Annotated in this window: 16 protein-coding genes and 1 tRNA gene; 6 read left to right on the top strand and 11 right to left on the bottom strand. The window is 60.4% G+C overall.

Going from position 1 to position 18,812, the window contains the following annotated elements:
- Positions 1-11: 11 nt before the first annotated feature.
- Positions 12-1,007, top strand: a complete 996-nt coding sequence (locus HK28_RS10735) for a glycoside hydrolase family 5 protein (protein ID WP_086644570.1) — start codon at positions 12-14, stop codon at positions 1,005-1,007.
- Between the two features lie 73 nt (positions 1,008-1,080).
- Positions 1,081-2,592, top strand: a complete 1,512-nt coding sequence (locus HK28_RS10730; protein WP_198945863.1) for a lipopolysaccharide biosynthesis protein — start codon at positions 1,081-1,083, stop codon at positions 2,590-2,592.
- Positions 2,593-2,839: 247 nt separating this feature from the next.
- Here HK28_RS10730 and HK28_RS14445 read toward each other — a convergent pair whose 3' ends face one another.
- Entirely contained in the window at positions 2,840-2,974 is a 135-nt protein-coding gene (locus tag HK28_RS14445) for a hypothetical protein (RefSeq protein WP_255376470.1), read from the bottom strand.
- Between the two features lie 493 nt (positions 2,975-3,467).
- Between HK28_RS14445 and HK28_RS10715 the strand changes: the two genes are divergently transcribed.
- Positions 3,468-3,950 (top strand): Hsp20 family protein, encoded by a 483-nt coding sequence (locus tag HK28_RS10715; protein ID WP_086644567.1) that lies wholly within the window; start codon positions 3,468-3,470, stop codon positions 3,948-3,950.
- Positions 3,951-4,040: 90 nt separating this feature from the next.
- Positions 4,041-4,301 carry a DUF1150 family protein gene (locus HK28_RS10710; RefSeq protein WP_086644566.1) on the top strand — a complete coding sequence of 87 codons (261 nt, stop codon included), beginning with the start codon at positions 4,041-4,043 and terminating at the stop codon, positions 4,299-4,301.
- A gap of 369 nt (positions 4,302-4,670) precedes the next feature.
- Here HK28_RS10710 and hpf read toward each other — a convergent pair whose 3' ends face one another.
- The 8 genes from hpf to HK28_RS10670 form a co-directional block, all read right to left on the bottom strand.
- Positions 4,671-5,258 carry a ribosome hibernation-promoting factor, HPF/YfiA family gene (gene hpf, locus HK28_RS10705; RefSeq protein WP_086644565.1) on the bottom strand — a complete coding sequence of 196 codons (588 nt, stop codon included), beginning with the start codon at positions 5,256-5,258 and terminating at the stop codon, positions 4,671-4,673.
- Between the two features lie 63 nt (positions 5,259-5,321).
- Positions 5,322-6,839 (bottom strand): RNA polymerase factor sigma-54, encoded by a 1,518-nt coding sequence (rpoN, locus tag HK28_RS10700; protein WP_086644564.1) that lies wholly within the window; start codon positions 6,837-6,839, stop codon positions 5,322-5,324.
- A 9-nt stretch (positions 6,840-6,848) separates the two neighbouring features.
- Complete coding sequence (gene lptB / locus HK28_RS10695) at positions 6,849-7,649, bottom strand: LPS export ABC transporter ATP-binding protein (RefSeq protein ID WP_233140495.1); 801 nt, start codon at positions 7,647-7,649, stop codon at positions 6,849-6,851.
- Complete coding sequence (locus HK28_RS10690; protein WP_086644563.1) at positions 7,649-8,785, bottom strand: LptA/OstA family protein; 1,137 nt, start codon at positions 8,783-8,785, stop codon at positions 7,649-7,651. Before HK28_RS10690 ends, lptB begins: the two co-directional genes overlap by 1 nt.
- Positions 8,786-9,532, bottom strand: coding sequence for an LPS export ABC transporter periplasmic protein LptC (lptC, locus tag HK28_RS10685; protein ID WP_086644562.1), 747 nt, complete (start codon positions 9,530-9,532; stop codon positions 8,786-8,788).
- Entirely contained in the window at positions 9,529-10,434 is a 906-nt protein-coding gene (locus tag HK28_RS10680) for an SIS domain-containing protein (RefSeq protein ID WP_369823648.1), read from the bottom strand. The genes lptC and HK28_RS10680 overlap by 4 nt, the downstream gene beginning before the upstream one ends.
- 216 nt (positions 10,435-10,650) lie before the next feature.
- Entirely contained in the window at positions 10,651-11,310 is a 660-nt protein-coding gene (locus HK28_RS10675) for a ribonuclease D (protein WP_086644560.1), read from the bottom strand.
- Between the two features lie 28 nt (positions 11,311-11,338).
- A tRNA-Leu gene (locus HK28_RS10670) sits at positions 11,339-11,425 on the bottom strand.
- A 151-nt stretch (positions 11,426-11,576) separates the two neighbouring features.
- Between HK28_RS10670 and HK28_RS10665 the strand changes: the two genes are divergently transcribed.
- Positions 11,577-14,228, top strand: coding sequence for a M1 family metallopeptidase (locus HK28_RS10665; RefSeq protein ID WP_086644576.1), 2,652 nt, complete (start codon positions 11,577-11,579; stop codon positions 14,226-14,228).
- Positions 14,198-14,782, top strand: a complete 585-nt coding sequence (locus HK28_RS10660; RefSeq protein ID WP_086644559.1) for a hypothetical protein — start codon at positions 14,198-14,200, stop codon at positions 14,780-14,782. Before HK28_RS10665 ends, HK28_RS10660 begins: the two co-directional genes overlap by 31 nt.
- A gap of 130 nt (positions 14,783-14,912) precedes the next feature.
- Here the strand turns inward: HK28_RS10660 and sthA are convergent, their stop codons facing one another.
- Both sthA and HK28_RS10650 read right to left on the bottom strand, forming a co-directional pair.
- Positions 14,913-16,388 (bottom strand): Si-specific NAD(P)(+) transhydrogenase, encoded by a 1,476-nt coding sequence (gene sthA, locus HK28_RS10655; RefSeq protein WP_086644558.1) that lies wholly within the window; start codon positions 16,386-16,388, stop codon positions 14,913-14,915.
- Positions 16,389-16,474: 86 nt separating this feature from the next.
- A complete protein-coding gene (locus HK28_RS10650; protein ID WP_086644557.1) occupies positions 16,475-18,355 on the bottom strand; it encodes an ABC transporter ATP-binding protein in 1,881 nt (626 codons plus the stop codon).
- Positions 18,356-18,812: the final 457 nt, after the last annotated feature.

The following is an 18,812-nucleotide window of genomic DNA, read 5'->3' as shown; positions in this document are numbered from 1 at the left end:
GGGGGCAACCCATGAAAGCGCGTAAGCTTTTCCACGCGGCCGTGGCGATCCTGGCGGCCCTCGGCGCGTCTACGGGGTCGCGCGCGGCGGACCGTATTCTCTCCGGCGTCAATCTTGCCGGGGCGGAGTTTTCCTCCGGGCATTTACCCGGGCGTTACGGGTGGGATTACTCGTTCCCCAAAAACGAGGAAATCGCGTACTACACCAGCAAAGGCATGAGCCTGTTTCGCTTGCCGCTATCGTGGGAGCGTCTTCAACCGAATCTCTCAGGCGATCTCGACCCGAGTTATCTGTCGCGCATCCAGTCAGCGGTCGCCGCTATCGAAGGCGCAGGTGGCGAGGTGATTCTCGATATCCATAATTACGGAAAATACCACGGACAACTGATAGGATCTCCCGATGTTCCGGTTGCGGGGTTCGTGGATCTTTGGACCCGCCTTGCGGCCATTTTCGGCAAAGACGGCAAGGTCCTTTTCGGCCTGATGAATGAGCCGCAATTGGCGTCCGCAGCCGATTGGGCGCAGATCGAGCAGCAGGCGGTGGATGCGGTAAGAAAAAGCGGCGCGGTGAATCGGATTCTCATCTCGGGTGTGAATTGGGATGGCGCGCATAATTTCGTCCAGGTCAATGGCGCAGCATTGGCCAGCATACGCGACGAAAAACGCAGGCTGATTTTTGAGGCCCACCAGTATTTCGACGCTGATTCTTCCGGGCGATCAGATGTTTGCGTGGCGGAGGATCAGGTCGTGCCCCGGTTGTCGTCCTTCGCCGACTGGCTGGTGGAGCATCATGCGAGGGGTCTTCTCGGTGAATTCGCCGTGGGACGGAATGCGCAGTGCCTCGACGATCTGAAAACAGCGATGGCTTACATGAACAGTCGACCGAACGTCTGGTACGGCTGGACGTACTGGGCGGGTGGAAGCCGCTGGGGCGAGTACATGTACACGCTGGAACCGACGAAAGCCGGTGTTGATCGGCCGCAAATGAGCGTGCTTACCGGTCGCTGATCCCAATGCGGCGGCTTTGTATCCGTTGGCTTTAGCCGGGGGATTTTTATAAGAAAAGAGACAGGGAGCGACGATGACGGCGGTGCGGGCGAGGGATGCCGGTGAAGCGGGAAAAGATCTTAGCCGCGCCGCGACGAGCGGTTTTGTATGGCTGCTCGTTCAGAGCTTCGCCGCTCGCGGGATCGGGTTTTTCTCGCAGTTGATTCTGGCCCGATTGCTGCTCCCCGCCGATTTCGGTGCGATCGGGCTGGCTTACACGGTCACAGGTGTCGCCAATTCGCTGGTCAGCTTCGGTGTCGATGACGTGCTCCTCCAGCGCCAGAAGAGTATTCGGTGGTGGTCGACGCCTGCCTTCTGGTTGTGCCTGGGGCTCGGTACCCTTGGCATGGTGGTGATGATCGCGGCGGCGCCTTTTGCAGCGCGCTGGTATCACGCTCCCGAACTTGTGGGGCTTATCGCCGCTATCGCCGTCGCGACGCCGCTGCGGACGTTGGCGACGGTTCCTGCAGTGCGCATCCGATCAGAGATGGATTTCCGCTTTCTTGCTACCTTCAATACGTTCGACATTTTCGCGCTGCAGGTGTTGACCATCGTGTTCGCGGCCTGCGGGCTTGGCGCATACAGCTTCGCCATTCCGTTTCCAATTCTCGCCGCCGTGCGCGCCGTGTGGTTCTGGCGTCGGTCGCCGCCCGAAATACGCAACAGGGCGCGGGTTGTTCAGTTGCGATATCTGATGAGCAACAGTTCGGTGGTTTTCCTGACAAAGACGTTGATAGAAATCGTCAATCAAGGCGATTACATCGTTCTTGGGTTGATTGCGTCTCAAAGTATCGTCGGGTTCTACTTTTTTGCGTTCCGCTTTTCGGTGCAGCCTGTGCGAATGCTGGCCGGGAACTTCACCAACGTTCTTTTTCCGGCCCTTGCTCAACTTCGATACGACCCGGCGCGGCAGACGCAGGCGGCGGTCAAAGCCTGCCGTCTTTTGGCTTTCCTTGTGATGCCGTTCTGCTTCCTTCAGGCGGCGTTGGCTCATCCTGGACTGCATTTACTGTTTGGCGAACGGTGGATGGATGCGGTCCCATACGTGCAGATACTCAGCATAGGACTGCCGTTTGACGCTATCAGTTGGATCACCGGGGCGCTTCTGAGCGCGCGCCGCGAGTTTCGTCGCGCATTCGTTTACGCTCTTGTTTCGACGCCCGCATTCTTCGGGCTCGTTTTGCTGGGGGCGTGGCTGGGGCAGGCTATGGGCGTAGCGATCGCCGTTGGCGTGTATTATTTCGTTTATCCGCCAGCCACGTCATTTCTGGTTCTGTGCAAGAGCGGCGTGCCGTGGAAAGCGGTGGTCGACTTTTACCTGTCGCCGTCGGCGCTCGCTGCAGTCGCTGTCGGGGTGGGGCAAGTGGGCGCGGCGTCACCCGCTTTCGCCGGTCACGACTTTGCTCAATGTATGGTGATTGGCGTTGCGTGCTGCGCGGCGTATCCGGCGCTGGTGTTCGTTTTCAAGCGAGACATGTTCGAGCAGATCGCGCAGCGATTCCGCAACATGGGCGGAAAGCTCGGCAAGAAGCTGTCTGCCGCGTGATTGTTTAGCTGGCCGCTTGGGCCGAAAAATATCGCGTTGGCGCAGCTTCTGCGCCCGGCGAGCATCCCGCGACGCCTTGCAGGCTGGCGTCAGGGATACGCACTGCGGGAATGATCCACAGTTACAAAGGCCTACCGTGCGCCCGATCGGGCGCTTCATGGCCGTCGTTACCAACGGGTCGGCGCAACACGGGCTGCTGGACCCAAACGAAGTTCAGGTCGCGCCACTCCGTACGGTCGGAACCCATTTAGTTGGTGACGCGGTCTGAAAGGGCGGTGGCGACCATCAGCACGCCAACTGCGGGAACAAACGCAAAGACAGGGATCGAAGCCAGTGTGGTGACGGGGTTCGAAAGAAGCATAAACGCAGAATGAATAAGCATAGTAGAGACTCCATATGAATTGGTCGGCGTGAAAAAGCGCGTCTTCACGTTCGGTGCAACCAGATGCATATGCTTATCAGATGTCGAAAAAACACATGATGATGTTTTTATTGCTGAATTTCTTACGAAATCATTAGGCCGCGTTGACGCATTTGATTAAAAAAAAACCTCAGCCTGATTTTCCTGTAAGATTAGAATGTTTTTGCTCATAAAATAATCAAAATATCCCTCTTTCGCTTAAAATATGACCTGAAAATTTGCTCAAAAAATGATCCGGTGATGATGCGTTGTGGGCCGAAGTGGGGGCGAAAATTCCAAGATATGCATTTTATCTCATTCGACATGCATAGGGCGCGTGTCTTCATCTGCCCCATCGTCTTCGCCGTGCAAAGCCACATCGCCTCTTGCACGCAGCGCGCATCATTCCATATCGTATGCAAGCGGTCGCCATGTCGGGGCCGCTTCCCCGTCTCGCTCATTGGAGGAGGCTGCAGTGTCAGGCAGAGTTTTTGGGTCGCCCATGTTCTTAGGTTTCGATCATCTTGAAACCATGCTGGAGCGCGCGTCGAAGTCGTCGGGCGATGGTTATCCGCCCTATAATATAGAGCAGATTGGCCCGTCAGCGCTTCGCATTACGTTGGCCGTGGCCGGATTTGTAATGGAAGACCTTCAGATTACGCAGGAGGATAACCAGTTGGTTATCCGGGGTCGTCAGTCCGACGACTCGCAGGGACGGGTGTTCCTGCATCGGGGCATCGCAGCGCGGCAGTTCCAGAAGGCGTTCGTCCTTGCTGAAGGAATAGATATCGGCGGCGCGTGGCTCGATAACGGCCTGCTGAACATTGATCTTTACAGGCCAGAGCCCGAGGTGCGGGTTCGACGTATTGACATCACCAAAGGCGCTGCGACGAATCCACCGGCTAACGACCCGGCCGAGCGATCGACACGCACGATACGCGCGATCTCTGACGATTGAGCATCATTCAGGAACGTTGGGACGTCATCGCCCGTTAGAACATAGGGGGCGCTCCCTTCGCGTCCTGCGTCGTTGACGCAAGGAGGAAGCATGAGAAGCACGGCTATTAACGGAAGATCAGCAAAAACCGACAGTACGGCGAACGCTGTCGACATTCGCAACTTGTCGGACGATGAATTTCTTACTCTGGGTGTTCCGACCTTGGTTTATGTGCGCAAGGGGACGTCTGACGGGCAGGACGTATTCGCAATCCATGCGGCGAACGGGCAGGTGGTAGGGCTAACTGAAGACCCCGAGGCTGCGTTTACGGCCATTGCGGAGCACGACATGGTGCCGATGACGATTCACTGAGGCACATGCCTGCTAACTATTGAGGTTGGCAGGCTTATGCCCCTAAAGCCCACCTGCTCAGGCGCGTCCGTTTTGAGGGGCAGCATATCCCGGATGACGCTGACTGTAGCGCCTTCACGGGACTTGCGTTCGGTGAGGTAGCTCCTAGCGGGAGGGTTTTCTTGCCGCAACTGTGAGATACAATACTTCTTCAAGAACGTTATTTTATATTTTTTCGCTTTTTGTCGAAATCCAATGAAAATTGTATATATTTATAAAATTCCTCGTGTCGCCCAACAAAAGTAATTTTTTGTTGATGGAGGCGTAGTGTAAATTTGCGCCAAAGCGCGGTCAGCCCCGGCAATTTGCTGGGGCTGACCGCGTTTCGGGTTACGTAGGAGTGGGATCGACCCAACCAATATTCCCGTCGTCGCGACGGTAGACGATGTTGATCTGTCTGCTGACGCTGTTGCGGAAGACCAGAAGATTTCTGTCCGCCAGATCAAGACGCATCACAGCCTCGCTCACGCTCAGAAGTGCGATTTCCGTCGGCTGCTCGGCTATGATGGTCGCATAAGGCCCGTCGCTTTCGTCTGCTGTCTGCAGCGAAGTCGCCGACGGTTCCGTTTGCCGCAACACATAGGTGCGCCCGACTTCCGGCCCCGGATGGCGTGCCGAGGCCCGGGAGTGGGTCTGCACCCGACGACGATAACGCCGTAGCCTGCGGGCAATATGCTCGGCTGCGTCATCGAATGCGCCATGCGCGTCCGATGCTTCGCCTTCTCCGCGCAGGGTCAGCCCACGACCGGCGTGGACGTTGATGTCGCAAGTAAAAAAGGATCGGGCGCGGCTGAACGTTACGTCCGCTTCCAACGCCTGATCAAAATATCGGTCGGCAATGCCGCCAAGATGGGATGTCACGCGTTGTTTCAGCGCGTCCGACAAATCAAGTTGTTTACCGGCCACATGAATGTTCATTCTGACAGGCTCCTTTGTTGAGGAAACCGGTCGCCTGGTCGGTCTGACGGTGAGTGCGCGCCGTCAGACTGAGGCGGCTTTCTCCCTTTTTCTCTGCGTTGAGCACGCTATGCGCAACGCATCCCGGTATTTGGCCACGGTTCGTCGCGCGATGTCTATTCCTTCTTTGCGAAGTTTTTGCACAATGGCGTCGTCGGACAGAGTATCGGTCGGATTTTCGCTGTCGATCATTTTGCGTATTTTGAAACGTATGGCCTCAGCGCTTTGAGTATTTTCAGCGCCACTGCCTCTGACACCTTGTGTGAAAAAATATTTCAGTTCGATGACGCCGCGTGGGGTCTCGATATATTTCCCGCTGGTCGCGCGGCTGATCGTGCTTTCGTGCAGGCCGGTTTCGACAGCGACGCGCTGCAGCGTCAAGGGGCGTAGACCCATGGGGCCTTCGTCGGCAAACCGACCTTGCACGCGCATGATTTCTGCTCCGACTGTCAGCAAAGTTCGAGATCGCTGGCTGATTGCACGCATCAGCCAGTTTGCCCGGGCGCCTTCCGCGCGAACGAAAGCGTGATCGGCTCGAGAGCCGGAAGAGAGCGAGCGGGCCATCAACGCGCGGTCCAGTTGAAGACGAGGAGCCGCCTCTGGATTGAGTTCGACGCGCCAACTTCCTTCCGGGACTCGGTATGCCCGAAGATCGGCGATACGCACGGGGGGCGTCTCAATTCCCAAAAAACCGGGCTTCGGGTTCAGGCGTCGCAACTCCGACAACATGTCTGCGAAGTCTTCCGTATCGACGCCGCATATGGCCCTGACGCGAGCGTATTCATGCGCGCCGAGGAGATCGAGATTGTCGATCATCGCCGCCATAGCTGGATCAAAACGGTTTTGTGCGATTAATTGCGCTGCGAGGCACTCCTGAAGACTGTGCGCGAACAGTCCTGTGGGTTCGAATCCCATCATAAGAATACGAATTTTTTCGACGACAGCGGTTTCGACGCCAAGGCGTGCGGCGATGTCCTCTGTGGGGAGTGAAAGGCGTCCGACCGGATCGAGAAGTGTGATCAGATGCCCGCCTATAAGGCGGTCACCCTCGCCAAGATGGCGCGCGAGGCGCAGTTGCGCGCCGAGGCTTTCGTGCAGGGGCACTGTAGCAGGCAGGCGCTCCAGCCGTTCGTCCCACCAGTCATGCACGGTTTGTGCGGTTGCCGTTCGCGCGCCGCCAGATCCTGCGACAGGGGCGCCGTCTCGATCATAACAGTCGTCGAAACCACCAGCTTCCGCCATGTGAATGAATTCTGCGTCGAGCGGCGAGGCGTCGTCCGGGGGAAGCGTGGTTTCGATCAACGCGTCGGAAGACGTGCGAGGTTCCGAACCGCCCGAAATCTGGTCGGGCGCAGGACGCTCCCGCGGTAGATCGCCGTCGTCTGGCACCCGTGACAGCAACGGATTGCGCTGCAATTCATCGTCTATGAGCGCGGTCAGCTCCTGACTCGTCGCATGCAGAATGCGGATGGCCAGTCGCAATTGCGTCGACATGACCAGATTGTGTGTTTGTCGAAGATGAAGCCCGGGGACCTGCGCCATGCGGTCAGTTTAGAGAGAGAAACTTTCTCCAAGGTACACGCGGCGCACGTCTTCGTTCGCGACGATCTCTTCCGGCACGCCCTGCATCAGCACCTGACCGCCATGCATGATGTAGGCCCTGTCGATGACTTCCAGCGTTTCACGGACGTTGTGGTCGGTGATCAGCACGCCAATTTCGCGATCCTTCAGATGCGACACAAGATCACGAATTTCGCCTACCGCGATGGGATCGATGCCAGCCAGCGGTTCGTCGAGAAGGATGTAATGCGGCTGGCTCGCCAACGCGCGCGCAATTTCAAGCCGTCGTCGTTCGCCGCCGGAAAGGGCGAGGGACGGGGAGCGGCGCAGGTGCGAGATGCCGAACTCCGCCAGCAACCCGTCCAGCATCGCGTCGCGGCGATCAGGATCCGGCTCCACGACCTCAAGGGCCGCCATGATATTCTGTTCGACGTTAAGGCCTCGGAAGATGCTGGCTTCCTGCGGCAGGTAGCCAATGCCAAGGCGTGCGCGGCGATACATTGGCAGGCGGGTGATGTCAGCGCCGTCGAGTGTGATGGCGCCAGTGTCGGGCTGCACCAGTCCGACGATCATATAGAAACTGGTCGTCTTGCCCGCGCCGTTCGGGCCGAGCAGGCCGACGGCCTCTCCCCGGTGCACCTCGATGGAGACGTTTTTCACCACTTCGCGTTTCTTATACGACTTGCCGATGCCGTCCGCGAAAAGTCCATGCGTGCGGTCTCCGCGCGCATTCAGGGGCGAGGGGTGGCCGGAAAACGGCTCCTCGGTGGCCTGTGTTTGTTCTGTGGTCATCAATGGCCGCCGCCGCCGTTATTGTTGTTGGGTACGACCAGTCCGTTCACGCGCGCGCCGGGACGTTCCGTCATGGTTGCAATTCCGGTGTGCATGTTGATGATCGCCGCCGAGCCCTGAAGCTGGTTCTGGCCACGAGTGATATGCACGTTGCCGACGATGCGTGCGATGCCCGTGTCCGGCACGTATACGCCGCGATCGCCAACGACGACTTCCGTCGGGGTGCGGACCCAGACATGGCCGAAGGCGTTGACCTTCTCAAGCTTGCCAGAACCGTTGGCGATCGGATCGCCTCCGGCTTTCGGCGTGGACGTCGTCGTCGCCGCCGTTGGAGGTGGGGTGTTGTCGGGAGGGGCGCTATAACCGACCAGAACGTCGGCGCGCACCTGCTTGCCTTCGTTGGTCGTCACGATGGCGTCGCCGCGTCCGATGGAGATTCGCGGCTGGGAATAATATTCCATCGAATCGCGCGCCGTCAGGACGTCCTGCGGCGTGGTGATCTTCATGGCCTTGCCGTGCATCACCAGAACGGCCTGATCGATGTCGTAGACGGCCTTGTCGCCCCATCCCTGATCGGTGGCGGTGAAGATATGCACGTGCCCGATGGCTTCGAGGCGGTAGATTTCGTTCGACCCGGAGCTGTCCATCCCTCCGGTCGGACCGTTCCCCGATGCGGTCGGCGCCGTTCCAGGCGCCGGAGCCGCCACGGGCGCGGTTGGCGGCGTGACCATGGTCGGCGCGCTGCCGGGCGTTGAGGCGGCCGATCCCGACGAAGGAGCGCCTGACGCGGGGAGCGCGCCCTTCGCATCCGCCGCGCCGGGCTGGGCGGCTTTCTTGCGGTAATAGGCGATCAGCTTGTCCGCCGTGACGGTGACGTCCCCGCGAACAGCCTGCGCCTGATCGTAGGCCGTGACTTTCTGTGCGTTCTGGTCCCAGTCGAAGCCGCCGAGCGCGGTGACCGTGATCTGGCCGCCGTGCGAGAGGTCGATAGCCTGCGCGCGCGCCTGCGGCGCGAGCGCGGTCAGGGTCACGAAACCAGTAATGACGCTGGCGACGGCGCCAAACGCGGCGCTTGCCGGTCGGAATACGCTCGCAACGGAAAGTGGCGCGAGGTCAGGAAATCTATGGGGCGCCATTCAACTCGCCTTGCCGTGGCTGGGACTGCGGTCGTCGTTCAGTATCAGGCGGCCCGGCCCACGGAACTGAGCCACGCCGTCATGTTGCGACAGCCAATACGACTTCGCGTCGAGGACGCCAAACGGTCCCTCGACGCGGACCCACGTGTTGGAGGCGACGACGCCGGCACGCATATCAATGTCGGCCGTCGGTCCTCTCATCATCAATCCGTCGTCGCGGTACAGCCTTACCTCCCCGGTGAGAGCGAGCGTCTGCTCTTTCTGCATATATACTCCGGTCTCGGATTGCAGATAGAGCCATGCGCCGCTTTGCGTGATCGTATCGGCCGTCGGCTGGACCAGATCAATACGGTCGTCGTCGACCTGATGTGCGGTTACGGCGGTTATCATGTAGGGCCGTCCATGCGTGTCGACGCTACGATAGACCGCTCCGGCCAGATTGCCGCTCTCAAGGCGCAGCCGCGTCGCTTCCGTCAGCGCCGAGCGGCTGGCGTTCATCAGTCTCTGAATTTCCGGCCACACGGCGATAGAACTGAGCAGCAGCAGCGCCGTCGCAGGCAGCACCCATTTCGCCCACCGAACCATCGCCTGGCGGCGCGCGATTTCGGCGCCCGACGGCGCCTTGCGCGCGGCGACGGAGGCAGCCTGCATTGCGGCGCGTTGCTGACGAACGTCTTCACCCGAACGGTTGAAATCGTGCCGTTCAAGCCGAGCGGAATCGTCCTGGGGTGGTCTATCGCCGGTCATGCGACGCCCGCCCGCAACAGGTCATGCACATGCACGACGCCGACGACCTGACGCTCCGGCGTGAGCACGAACAGTGACGTGATTGGCTTGTCGCGTTCGTTCATCAGACGCAACGCCTCGGCGGCGAGAATGTCCGACGCCACCGTCAGCGGTGCGCGGTTCATCACTGCGCCGGCTGGCGTAGCGTTCAGATCGCGATCGAGCGCGCCGCGAAGATCGCCGTCGGTGATGATACCGGAGAGCTGGCCGTCTTCCCCAACGACGCCGACGCATCCGAGGGCCTTGCGGGTCATCTCCACGATCGCGTCACGCAGCGATGCTTCCGGGGTGACGAAGGGCAGGGCGTTTCCTGTCCGCATCAACTCCCTGACCGTGCGCAGGCGCGCGCCGAGTCTGCCGCCGGGATGAAACACTCCGAAATCGCCCGCCGTGAAGCCGCGTCGTTCCATCAGGGCGATGGCCAGCGCGTCGCCCAGAGAGAGCTGCATCAGACTGCTGGTGGTTGGCGCCAGACCGACGGGGCAGGCTTCCGGCACCGCCGGGAGCAGGAGGACATGGTCTGCGGCGCGCCCAAGGCTTGATTCCGGGCGCGCGGTCACCGCTATCAGTGGCAGTCCGAAACGCAGACTATGCGCCACCATGTCAGCCAGTTCGGCCGATTCGCCGGAATTGGAGAGAATCAGCACCGCATCACCTCGCGCCAGCATCCCGAGATCGCCGTGGGAGGCTTCCACCGGGTGGACGAACAGGGCAGGGGTGCCGGTGGAACTAAGGGTCGCCTGAATTTTGCGTCCAATATGACCGGATTTGCCGATGCCGGTGACGACGACCCGCCCCTCCAGCGAGGCGATGACTTCAACGACTCTGGAAAACTGTCCACCCAGCCCGCTGCCGTCGAGCATAGCCTCGGCGAGCGCATTGAGCCCGACCGTCTCCTTTTCGATAACGTCGCGCGCGACTGCCGCCGCCGATCGTCGCGAATCGCCCGGCGGGCACAAGGCCTTGCCGGTGATGTCGGGGAGGGGGGACCCGGAGGGGGCGGGGTGCGTCATGTCCGGCTTCTATCATCCCGCACGGGCGTGCGGTCAATCATGCCGTCATGCGCGAACGCGCCGAAGTCAGCTCCGGTGGGAGAAGATGTCCGGTTCTTCATACCCGAGAATGTCCAGTCGCGCGCGCGCCGGAAGAAAATCGTAGCAGGCCTGCGCCAGTTCGCGTCGGTTTTCGCGCACCAGCAGGGCTTCCAGTTTTCCCCACAGGGCGTGGAGATACAGGACGTCGGACGCTGCGTAGGCGAGCTGCTCCGGCGTCAGAGACGGGGTGCCCCAGTCAGAGCTTTGTTGCTGCTTGCTCAGATCCACGCCGAGAAGGTCCCGGCACAGGGCCGCCAGGCCATGGCGATCCGTGAACGTGCGCACCAGACGCGCGGCAATTTTCGTGCAGGCGACAGGCGCCACGGTCACGCCGAACGTGTGCTGAAGCACGGCGACGTCAAATCGCGCAAAATGCATCAGTTTGAGCACGTCGGGGTCGGCGAGCAGGCGCTTCAGATTGGGGCAGTCAGCAGGCTTTCCGCCGGGCGCGTCGGGGCGGATCTGCACGAGGTGCGCCGTGCCGTCGCCAGACGACAACTGCACGAGGCAGAGGCGATCGCGGTGGGGATTGAGGCCCATCGTCTCCGTGTCGATTGCGACAACGGGGCCGAGATCCAGGCCGTCGGGCAGATCGTCATGATGAAGGGTGATGGCGCCATCGGAGGATGTGTGCCGACCGTTCATGACTCGCCTTGCTTTGAAAAAGAAAGAGTGGTGCCCAGAAGAAGACTCGAACTTCCACGACCTTGCGGCCACAGGTACCTGAAACCTGCGCGTCTACCAATTCCGCCATCTGGGCAAGATGACAACCGGCGAACCGGGTGTGGAAAGGGCGTTTAAACGGGGCTCGTCCCCCGGTCAAGGGGGCTTTCGCAGCCTTTGTGACGTTTCTTTTTCAACAGCCGGATTTGTGGTTGCATTGGCGGATCACTTCGATCGGAAAAAGACACATGCGTCATATGCGGCTTCTCGCCTCCACGTTGCTTTGCGGAGCGGCGCTCCTGCTCGCGCCCGAATCCGGGCGCGCCGAAGCGCCGTTCTCCTTTGCTGCGACGCCGGGGCAGTTGCCGAAAACCGTAACCCCCCGGACTTACGACATCGCGCTTGTCACCGACATGGCGAAGCTTACTCTGTCAGGAGAGGAGCACATCACGCTGGACGTGCTGACGCCGACAGACACGCTGGTGATGAATCAGGCGGGACTGACGGTCGGCGCGGCGAACGCAGACGGACTTGCAGCGTCGATAAGTCACGATGAAAAAGCCCAGACCGTAACGCTACGTTTTCCGCACAAGCTCGCGAAGGGCGCGCATCGCCTCACGTTGTCTTACTCTGGCCCGATCATAGCGACGCCGAACGGTCTTTATTACGACGACTACAAGGACGCGACCGGCGCGCAGAAGCGCATGCTGGTGACGCAGTTCGAAGTCGCCGACGCCCGCCGGATGTTTCCCTGCTGGGACGAACCCGTTTTCAAAGCGACGTTCAAGCTGACGGTCACCTTGCCGAAGGCCTGGACGCCGATCAGCAACATGCCAGTCGAAAAGACGGAAGCGGCAGGCCCCGACGCGCAACGTGTGACGTTCGCCGTTACGCCGCGCATGTCGACCTACCTCCTTGCGCTGATCGCAGGAGACATGGCCGCATTGCACGGTAAAAGCGGCAATACGCCGATCAATGTCTTCGCTCCGACTGGGGAGGAGTCGCAGGGCGCTTATGCGCTTTCGGCGGCGTCTGAAATTCTTCCTTACTACAATGACTATTTCGGAACGTCGTATCCGCTTCCGAAACTCGATCTTGTCGCCGTCCCGGGGAATTACGAGGCGGGCGCCATGGAGAACTGGGGCGCCATCACGTTTATCGACGAGGACCTGCTCTTCGACCGCGCACATAGTGCGCCACGCACGAAAGAACTGGTCTACCTCGTGGTCGCGCACGAGATGGCGCATCAATGGTCCGGCGATCTCGTCACCATGGCGTGGTGGGACAACGTGTGGCTGAACGAAGGTTTCGCGACATGGATGGAAACGAAGGCGCTCGATCATTTCAACCCTGATTGGGAAGTCTGGCCGCGCGAACATTCCGGCCGTGAAATCGCGATGGCGCAGGATGCGCTTTCGACCACGCATCCGATCCAGCAGGTTATTGCAGACGCCCGAGATGCGGATCAGGCGTTCGACCGCATAAGTTACCAAAAAGGCGAGCAGGTCATTCGCATGATCGAGACCTGGCTCGGTCCTGACGTATTCCGCGACGGCATGCGCAGTTACATGAAAGCGCATGCTTACAGCAACGCCACCAGCGCCGATCTATGGAATGCGCTCTCCGGCGTATCGAAGCAGAACGTCGGCGCCGTCGCCAAAACATTTACGGAGCAGCCGGGAATTCCTCTTGTGCATGTCGCGCGGCGGTGCGTCGGTGGCGAAACGGAACTGGAGCTGACGCAGAGCCGCTTCGCCATTCACGATCCGCAGGCCGCCGCGTTGAAGTGGCGCATTCCCGTCGTCATCGGGGGACCGGGCGTTACGACGCAGAAAATCTTGCTGACGAGTTCGCCCGCCACGGTGCGTGTCGCAGGTTGCGACAGCGCGGTGAAGGTGAACCTCGGCGAAGGCGGTTATTACCGTACGGTTTATGACGACGCAGGATATACAGCCCTGCGAGCCGCTTTTGCGCGTCTCGATATGACGGACCGGGTCAATCTCCTCGGCGACCAGTTCGCGTTGTTTCAGTCGGCTCAGCAGCCGCTCTCGCATTATCTCGATCTGGTCGCGCGGCTTTCCGATGAAGGTGAGACCAGCATCGCCGTATGGCAGGACACGCTATCGCATCTGCGACAGCTGGATGACCTGGAGCGCGGCGCTCCAGAACGCCCGGCGTTCCGCGCCTTCGTCCGTTCACTGCTCGCGCCCCAACTCGTGCGTTTGGGGTGGACGCCGAAGTCGGGCGAGAGCTTCCTGAACTCCATGCTTCGGCCCGAGCTTATCGAGATGCTGGGTCTGCTCAGCGATCCCGAGGTGACGGCGGAGGCGCAGAAGCGTTTTGCCGCGTGGCGCAAAGATCCATCCTCACTCGACGCCAGCCTTGTAGAGCCGGTGACGCAGATCGCAGCGCTCCACGCCGACGCCACCACATGGGACGTGCTTGCCGATGCGCTCCGCAAGGCGCCGGATACGGAGCGGAAACGGCGTTTTTTCGCGGCTCTTGCGAGGTCGCAGGATCCGGCGCTTATCAAAAAGACCTTCAATCTGGCTTATAGCGGCGCAATTCCGAATGGACGGATCGTCCGTTCTCTCGCCGTGTTGGCGAGCAACAGCGAAGCGCCGGATATGGTCTGGAATCTGACGCAGGCCGATCAGTCCGCGATCCGCAAGCGTCTGACTCCATGGTCGCAGACCGAGTTGCTGCCTTCGGTCGCCTCGGCGTCGCGGAGCGCCAAGGTGTCCAATGAAATGCTGGCTGATCCGGCCAGCAGCGAGTCAGCAGGAGCCAAGCTCGCAGCGGCCCGTGGCGCGGAGCAGATCGCGGCGGCGGCGGAGTTGGCGGACCGCACCAGAGCGGCCGTCGCGGAATGGCTGACGACGCGTGGCGGCGCGAAGTGAGGCGACGCCGTCTTTTCCGTTTCCAGGACTTTTCCTGGAAACGGCAGGGTATGTTCATGCGTGGCGTCGTGTGTGTCGTCGTGGTGGCCGCAGCCGCTTTGGGGGGGTGTTCCCCCGAGGCGACGAATGCGCCGCCAGCGAACTGGGTAGCGTCTCTGCGCGGGACGTGGCGTATCGATATCAGCAGCGAGGATCCTGACTTCACGCAGGACCTTGCCCGGAAATTACGGAACGCACTGGAAATGCGGCTCGTCTCCGCCGGGCTTACGGCGCAGGAAGGTGGGGCTGTCGACCGTGTCCTGACCGTCAATCTGACAAAAGTTGCGATTGCGGAAGAGGCTGATTACGTCACAATCGGGTCTCCGACGACGCGCGACGTGCTGGATGCGAAAGAAACCGTGCAGATGAAGACGGTCGACGGGTTCAGTTCGGTTCAGGCGTTTTCTGTAGGAGCCAAATCACCGCATAGCTACTTCAATAACGAAGCGTCGCTGAACGATACAATCTCGCTGCTTGCGCGCCGCAGCGTCGCAGCTCTTCATTCGGAGAAATAGCGAGACGGAAGAGCTATTTCTGGCCGGATGGCGTTACCGTCCATGCAGGACATGTTGCGGAATGCGCGAAGGACATCGCTCACGATTGCGCTGAGCGCGCGGGATCGGGAAATCGCCGCGCTGTAGTTCTTCAGTGTGGTTTGGTTTTCATACGCTGCGGCGCAGATGATTCCGGTGAGATTGCTGGAGGTTCACCTATCCCCGCGTGACGGGGCGTGATGCGGTTCCAGACGTCCAGCGCTGCACTTTTGTAGGCTTCCGCGAACGTTGGATAATTGAAGGTGGCTTCGATGAAATACTCAAAGCTGCCACCGAAGTTGAGCACAGCCTGACCGATATGGATCAACTCGGTCGCCGCTTCGCCGACGATGTGCACGCCCAGAAGCTTGTGCGTCTCCAGGCATACGATGATTTTCAGAAACCCTTGAGTTTCGGCCATAATCTGACCGCGCGACGTCTCCCGGAAACGCGCGACGCCGGCCTCGTAAGGGATTTTCTTTTTTCGCGCTTCTTCCTCCGTGATGCCGACAATCGATATCTCGGGCACGGAGTAAATGCCGTACGGGAAAAATTTAGGCGCAGGCGGCACCGGTTGCTCGCACGCGTGACAGGCGGCGATCCGGCCCTGCTCCATGGACGTGGAGGCGAGCGCCGGAAACCCGATGACGTCCCCCGTGGCGTAAATATTGGGCGTTTTGGTCTGAAAAGTTATCGGATCGACCTCCAGCCGTCCTCGCTCGTCGGCTTCCAGTCCTGCGGCTGCGAGGTTGAGATCACCCGTCGCTCCCTGACGTCCGCCGGTGTAGAGCAGGAGGTCCGAGCGGACTCGTCGACCGTCTTCCAGAATGGCGACGGGTTGCCCGGCTTCGATCGCGATGGATTCCAGCGCACCGCCGAGGCGAAAATTGACGCTCTGGTCGCGAAGCTGGTGGATGAAGTCGTCGACGATCTCCCGATCGATGAAGTCCAGAATATGCTCGCGCTGGTCGATGATCGTGACGCGGACGTCAAGCGCGCTGAAGATCGTGGCGTATTCGATGCCGATGACGCCGGCGCCGACCACGGTGAGAGAGCGGGGAATGCGATCAAGATTGACCATGCCGTCGCTGTCGATCACACGTGTCCCGTCGAAGGGAATGTTGTGCGGGCGATGGGGTGCGGAGCCAACGGCGACGACAATCGCTTTTCCGCGTACGCGGCGTGAGCCGCCTGCAGGATTTTCGATTTCGATCGTATGCGCGTCGACGAATTTTGCTGATCCGTATTCGACGGAGACCCCGTTTCTCAGAAACTGGTGCTCAAGCACTTCGACTTCGTCGTCGAGCGTCTTGCCAAGCCGCATGTTGAGGTCTTGCGCGTCGATATTCTGTTTGACGCGGTAGTTCATTCCGTAAATCCCGCGCTCCCGCCAGCCTGTCAGGTTGAGCACGGTCTCGCGGAGTGTCTTCGACGGAATGGTGCCTGTGTGGACGGACACGCCGCCGACCTTGCCCCGGCGGTCCACAACAAGGACGGAGCGGCCGAACTTCGACGCCTGAACGGCGGCGCGGCGGCCGGACGGCCCGCTGCCGATGACGATCAGGTCGTAATCATAATGTTTCGTCACCCACTTCCTCCGGTTCAGTCTTCGCGTCCAAGCACAGACGCGCCCGCTTAAAGGCAGTTCCGCCCGCTCAGGAACAGTTGACGGCGCTATCCATCCAGCGACTGTAACTCATAGAGTCGCCGGTAGAGCCCTCCCTCGCGCTGGATCAACGCTTCATGGGAGCCGTCTTCACGGATTTCTCCATGCTCGAACACCAAAATCCGATCGAGACCGACGACGGTCGCCAGACGATGGGCGATCACGATCACCGTTCGGTCCAGCATCAGCCGCTCGATCGCGTCCTGCACCAGAGCCTCGGACTCCGAATCAAGACTGGCGGTGGCTTCATCAAGGATGAGAATTCGCGCGTCGGCGAGGAACGCCCGCGCGATGGCCACGCGCTGGCGCTCGCCGCCCGACAGCTTCACGCCGCGCTCACCGACCAGAGTGTCGTATCCCTGCGGCAGGCGCGAGATGAAGCCCGACGCGTTCGCCAGCTCTGCGGCGCGCTCGATCTCCGACTGAGTTGCGCCAGGGCGGGCGTAGGCAATGTTTTCAGCCAGAGAGCGGTGAAATAGAATCGGCTCCTGCTGCACAATCGCGATTTGCGAACGCAACGACGATTGTTGAACGGAGGCAATATCCACGCCGTCGATCAGAATGCGTCCGCCGTCGATATCGTAAAGCCTTTGCAGCAGTTTGGTGAAGCTGGACTTTCCGGACCCCGAAGGGCCGACCAGCCCGACGCGGCCACCCGCCGGGATCGTGACGTCGAGGTCTTTGAACAGAGGTCTGTCCAGACCCTGATACCGGAAGAGAACATGGTCGAACCGGATCTCGCCCCGCGAGATGGCGATGCGCCCGGCTCCCTGCCTGTCCCTGACGGCGGGCGGCTGGTCCCAGATCGCGACAAGCTCTTCCATTTCGTTCACTGACCGCTGAACGACGGAAACCTGCTGCCCGATATCGCGCAGATAGCCCTGCACGAGAAAGATCATGGTCAGGACATAGGCCACGTCGCCGGGCCCGGCCGCGCCTTTCCACCAGAGCCACACCGCCGCAGAGGCGAGCGTCAGCCGCATGGCGGTAACGGCCAGATTCTGCGCGTTGCCGCTATTCGTGCCGCGAACCCACGAACGGGCGGTGCGCAGGCGCCATATGGCCAGCGTTCGGCCAAGGCGCCGCTCTTCCCGTGCTTCGGCGCCAAACGCCTTGACCAGCGGGTTACAGGTAATCGCATCGGCCAGAGCGGCACCCACTCGGCTGTCCCAGCGGTTCGCCTTTCGTGCGTGCGGGGCGACATAGCGTAGCGTCAGGGCGCAGGAGAGGGCGACGAATGCAATCGACATTCCAGCCAGAAGCGCGCCCATCAACGGCCAACGCCAGCCGAGCACCATCGTCGTGCCGGTCAGCACCAGCATCTCAGGCAGCAGCATCAACAGCAGATTGTCGTTCAGCGTATCCAAAGCCCACATTCCGCGCGTCAGCTTACGGACCGTGGACCCGGCGAACGTGTTGGCGTGCCAGTCCGTGGAGAATTTCTGCAGACGGGCAAAGCTCTCCTGCGCGACGTCGCGCATGATGTTGATCGACAGGTGAGTGATGCCCAGAAAGGACGCACGCCTGCCAGACACGCTGACCAGACCAAGAAGGCCGAGCGCGCCCAGCATCCACATCGCGTCGCCGCGAGCCGCCAGAGCGGCCGCGTTTGCCACCGTATCTCCGGCCGCTGGAGGCGGGTGCGCCACGTCCTCCACGAGCCGACCCGCGACGAGCGGCGTGGCCACGTCAGACAACGTGGCGACGGCCATGCCGGACAGCGTGGTCGTCAGGTATCGTGGCCAGCGCGTCCACTGGCGGATCGCGAAGCTCAGGGCTGCGACGAACGGGCTGCGTTCGGACGCCGCCGCTAAAGACGCGCCATCGGCTTCGTCTTCGGATGCGTCGCCGTGCGTCGAGTGGACGCCTGCGGGGTGCGCTCTGCACATTGCGGCGCTCTCCGACGAGGCCTCTGCCGGGGCGACATGTGCGGGGCGGGAGGGGAGGCCATTCTGCTCCGCAGTCTCGTCGATTGCCGAGGCGGTGGGCGATTGAGGTGATGAGTTCATGCGGAGCCCACTCTAGCCAGTCGCGCAGTGTCCAGCCAAGCGCGTTGTCGCGTTTCGGCGCGCATGATTACTGTAGTGGATGCGATGTGGACGGACGTAAGTTGTGAACGGCAGACAGATAAAATCAAACTTCCGGTTGATTGTTTCATATTTAATTAATGAATTGTTTTAATTTACATTTTTTTCAGAGACATATTTGTATGCTGGTGTGTTTATTGTGAATTTTGAGTAAAAAATTAAATGTTACGGTATGAATTTTGGATTTGTATTTGAGAAATTCTGGATAAGTAGGTCCAAGGTCCAAGGTCCAAGGTCCAAGGTCCAAGGTCCAAGGTCC

Source organism: Acetobacter sp. DsW_063 (genome assembly GCF_002153745.1).
In the GTDB taxonomy this organism is placed as follows: Bacteria; Pseudomonadota; Alphaproteobacteria; order Acetobacterales; family Acetobacteraceae; genus Acetobacter.
This window is presented reverse-complemented; position numbering and strand designations above follow the sequence as displayed.

Excerpts from the sequence above, each read along its gene's own strand:
- HK28_RS10665 (WP_086644576.1), top strand. The coding sequence starts at position 11,577 with ATGCGTCATATGCGGCTTCTCGCCTCCACGTTGCTTTGCGGAGCGGCG.
- HK28_RS10735 (WP_086644570.1), top strand. The coding sequence starts at position 12 with ATGAAAGCGCGTAAGCTTTTCCACGCGGCCGTGGCGATCCTGGCGGCC.
- HK28_RS10730 (WP_198945863.1), top strand. The coding sequence starts at position 1,081 with ATGACGGCGGTGCGGGCGAGGGATGCCGGTGAAGCGGGAAAAGATCTT.
- HK28_RS10690 (WP_086644563.1), bottom strand. The coding sequence starts at position 8,785 with ATGGCGCCCCATAGATTTCCTGACCTCGCGCCACTTTCCGTTGCGAGC.
- lptB (WP_233140495.1), bottom strand. The coding sequence starts at position 7,649 with ATGACCACAGAACAAACACAGGCCACCGAGGAGCCGTTTTCCGGCCAC.
- rpoN (WP_086644564.1), bottom strand. The coding sequence starts at position 6,839 with ATGGCGCAGGTCCCCGGGCTTCATCTTCGACAAACACACAATCTGGTC.
- HK28_RS10675 (WP_086644560.1), bottom strand. The coding sequence starts at position 11,310 with ATGAACGGTCGGCACACATCCTCCGATGGCGCCATCACCCTTCATCAT.
- HK28_RS10710 (WP_086644566.1), top strand. The coding sequence starts at position 4,041 with ATGAGAAGCACGGCTATTAACGGAAGATCAGCAAAAACCGACAGTACG.
- HK28_RS10650 (WP_086644557.1), bottom strand. The coding sequence starts at position 18,355 with ATGTGCAGAGCGCACCCCGCAGGCGTCCACTCGACGCACGGCGACGCA.
- lptC (WP_086644562.1), bottom strand. The coding sequence starts at position 9,532 with ATGACCGGCGATAGACCACCCCAGGACGATTCCGCTCGGCTTGAACGG.
- HK28_RS14445 (WP_255376470.1), bottom strand. The coding sequence starts at position 2,974 with ATGCTTATTCATTCTGCGTTTATGCTTCTTTCGAACCCCGTCACCACA.
- hpf (WP_086644565.1), bottom strand. The coding sequence starts at position 5,258 with ATGAACATTCATGTGGCCGGTAAACAACTTGATTTGTCGGACGCGCTG.
- HK28_RS10660 (WP_086644559.1), top strand. The coding sequence starts at position 14,198 with ATGGCTGACGACGCGTGGCGGCGCGAAGTGAGGCGACGCCGTCTTTTC.
- HK28_RS10680 (WP_369823648.1), bottom strand. The coding sequence starts at position 10,434 with ATGCTCGACGGCAGCGGGCTGGGTGGACAGTTTTCCAGAGTCGTTGAA.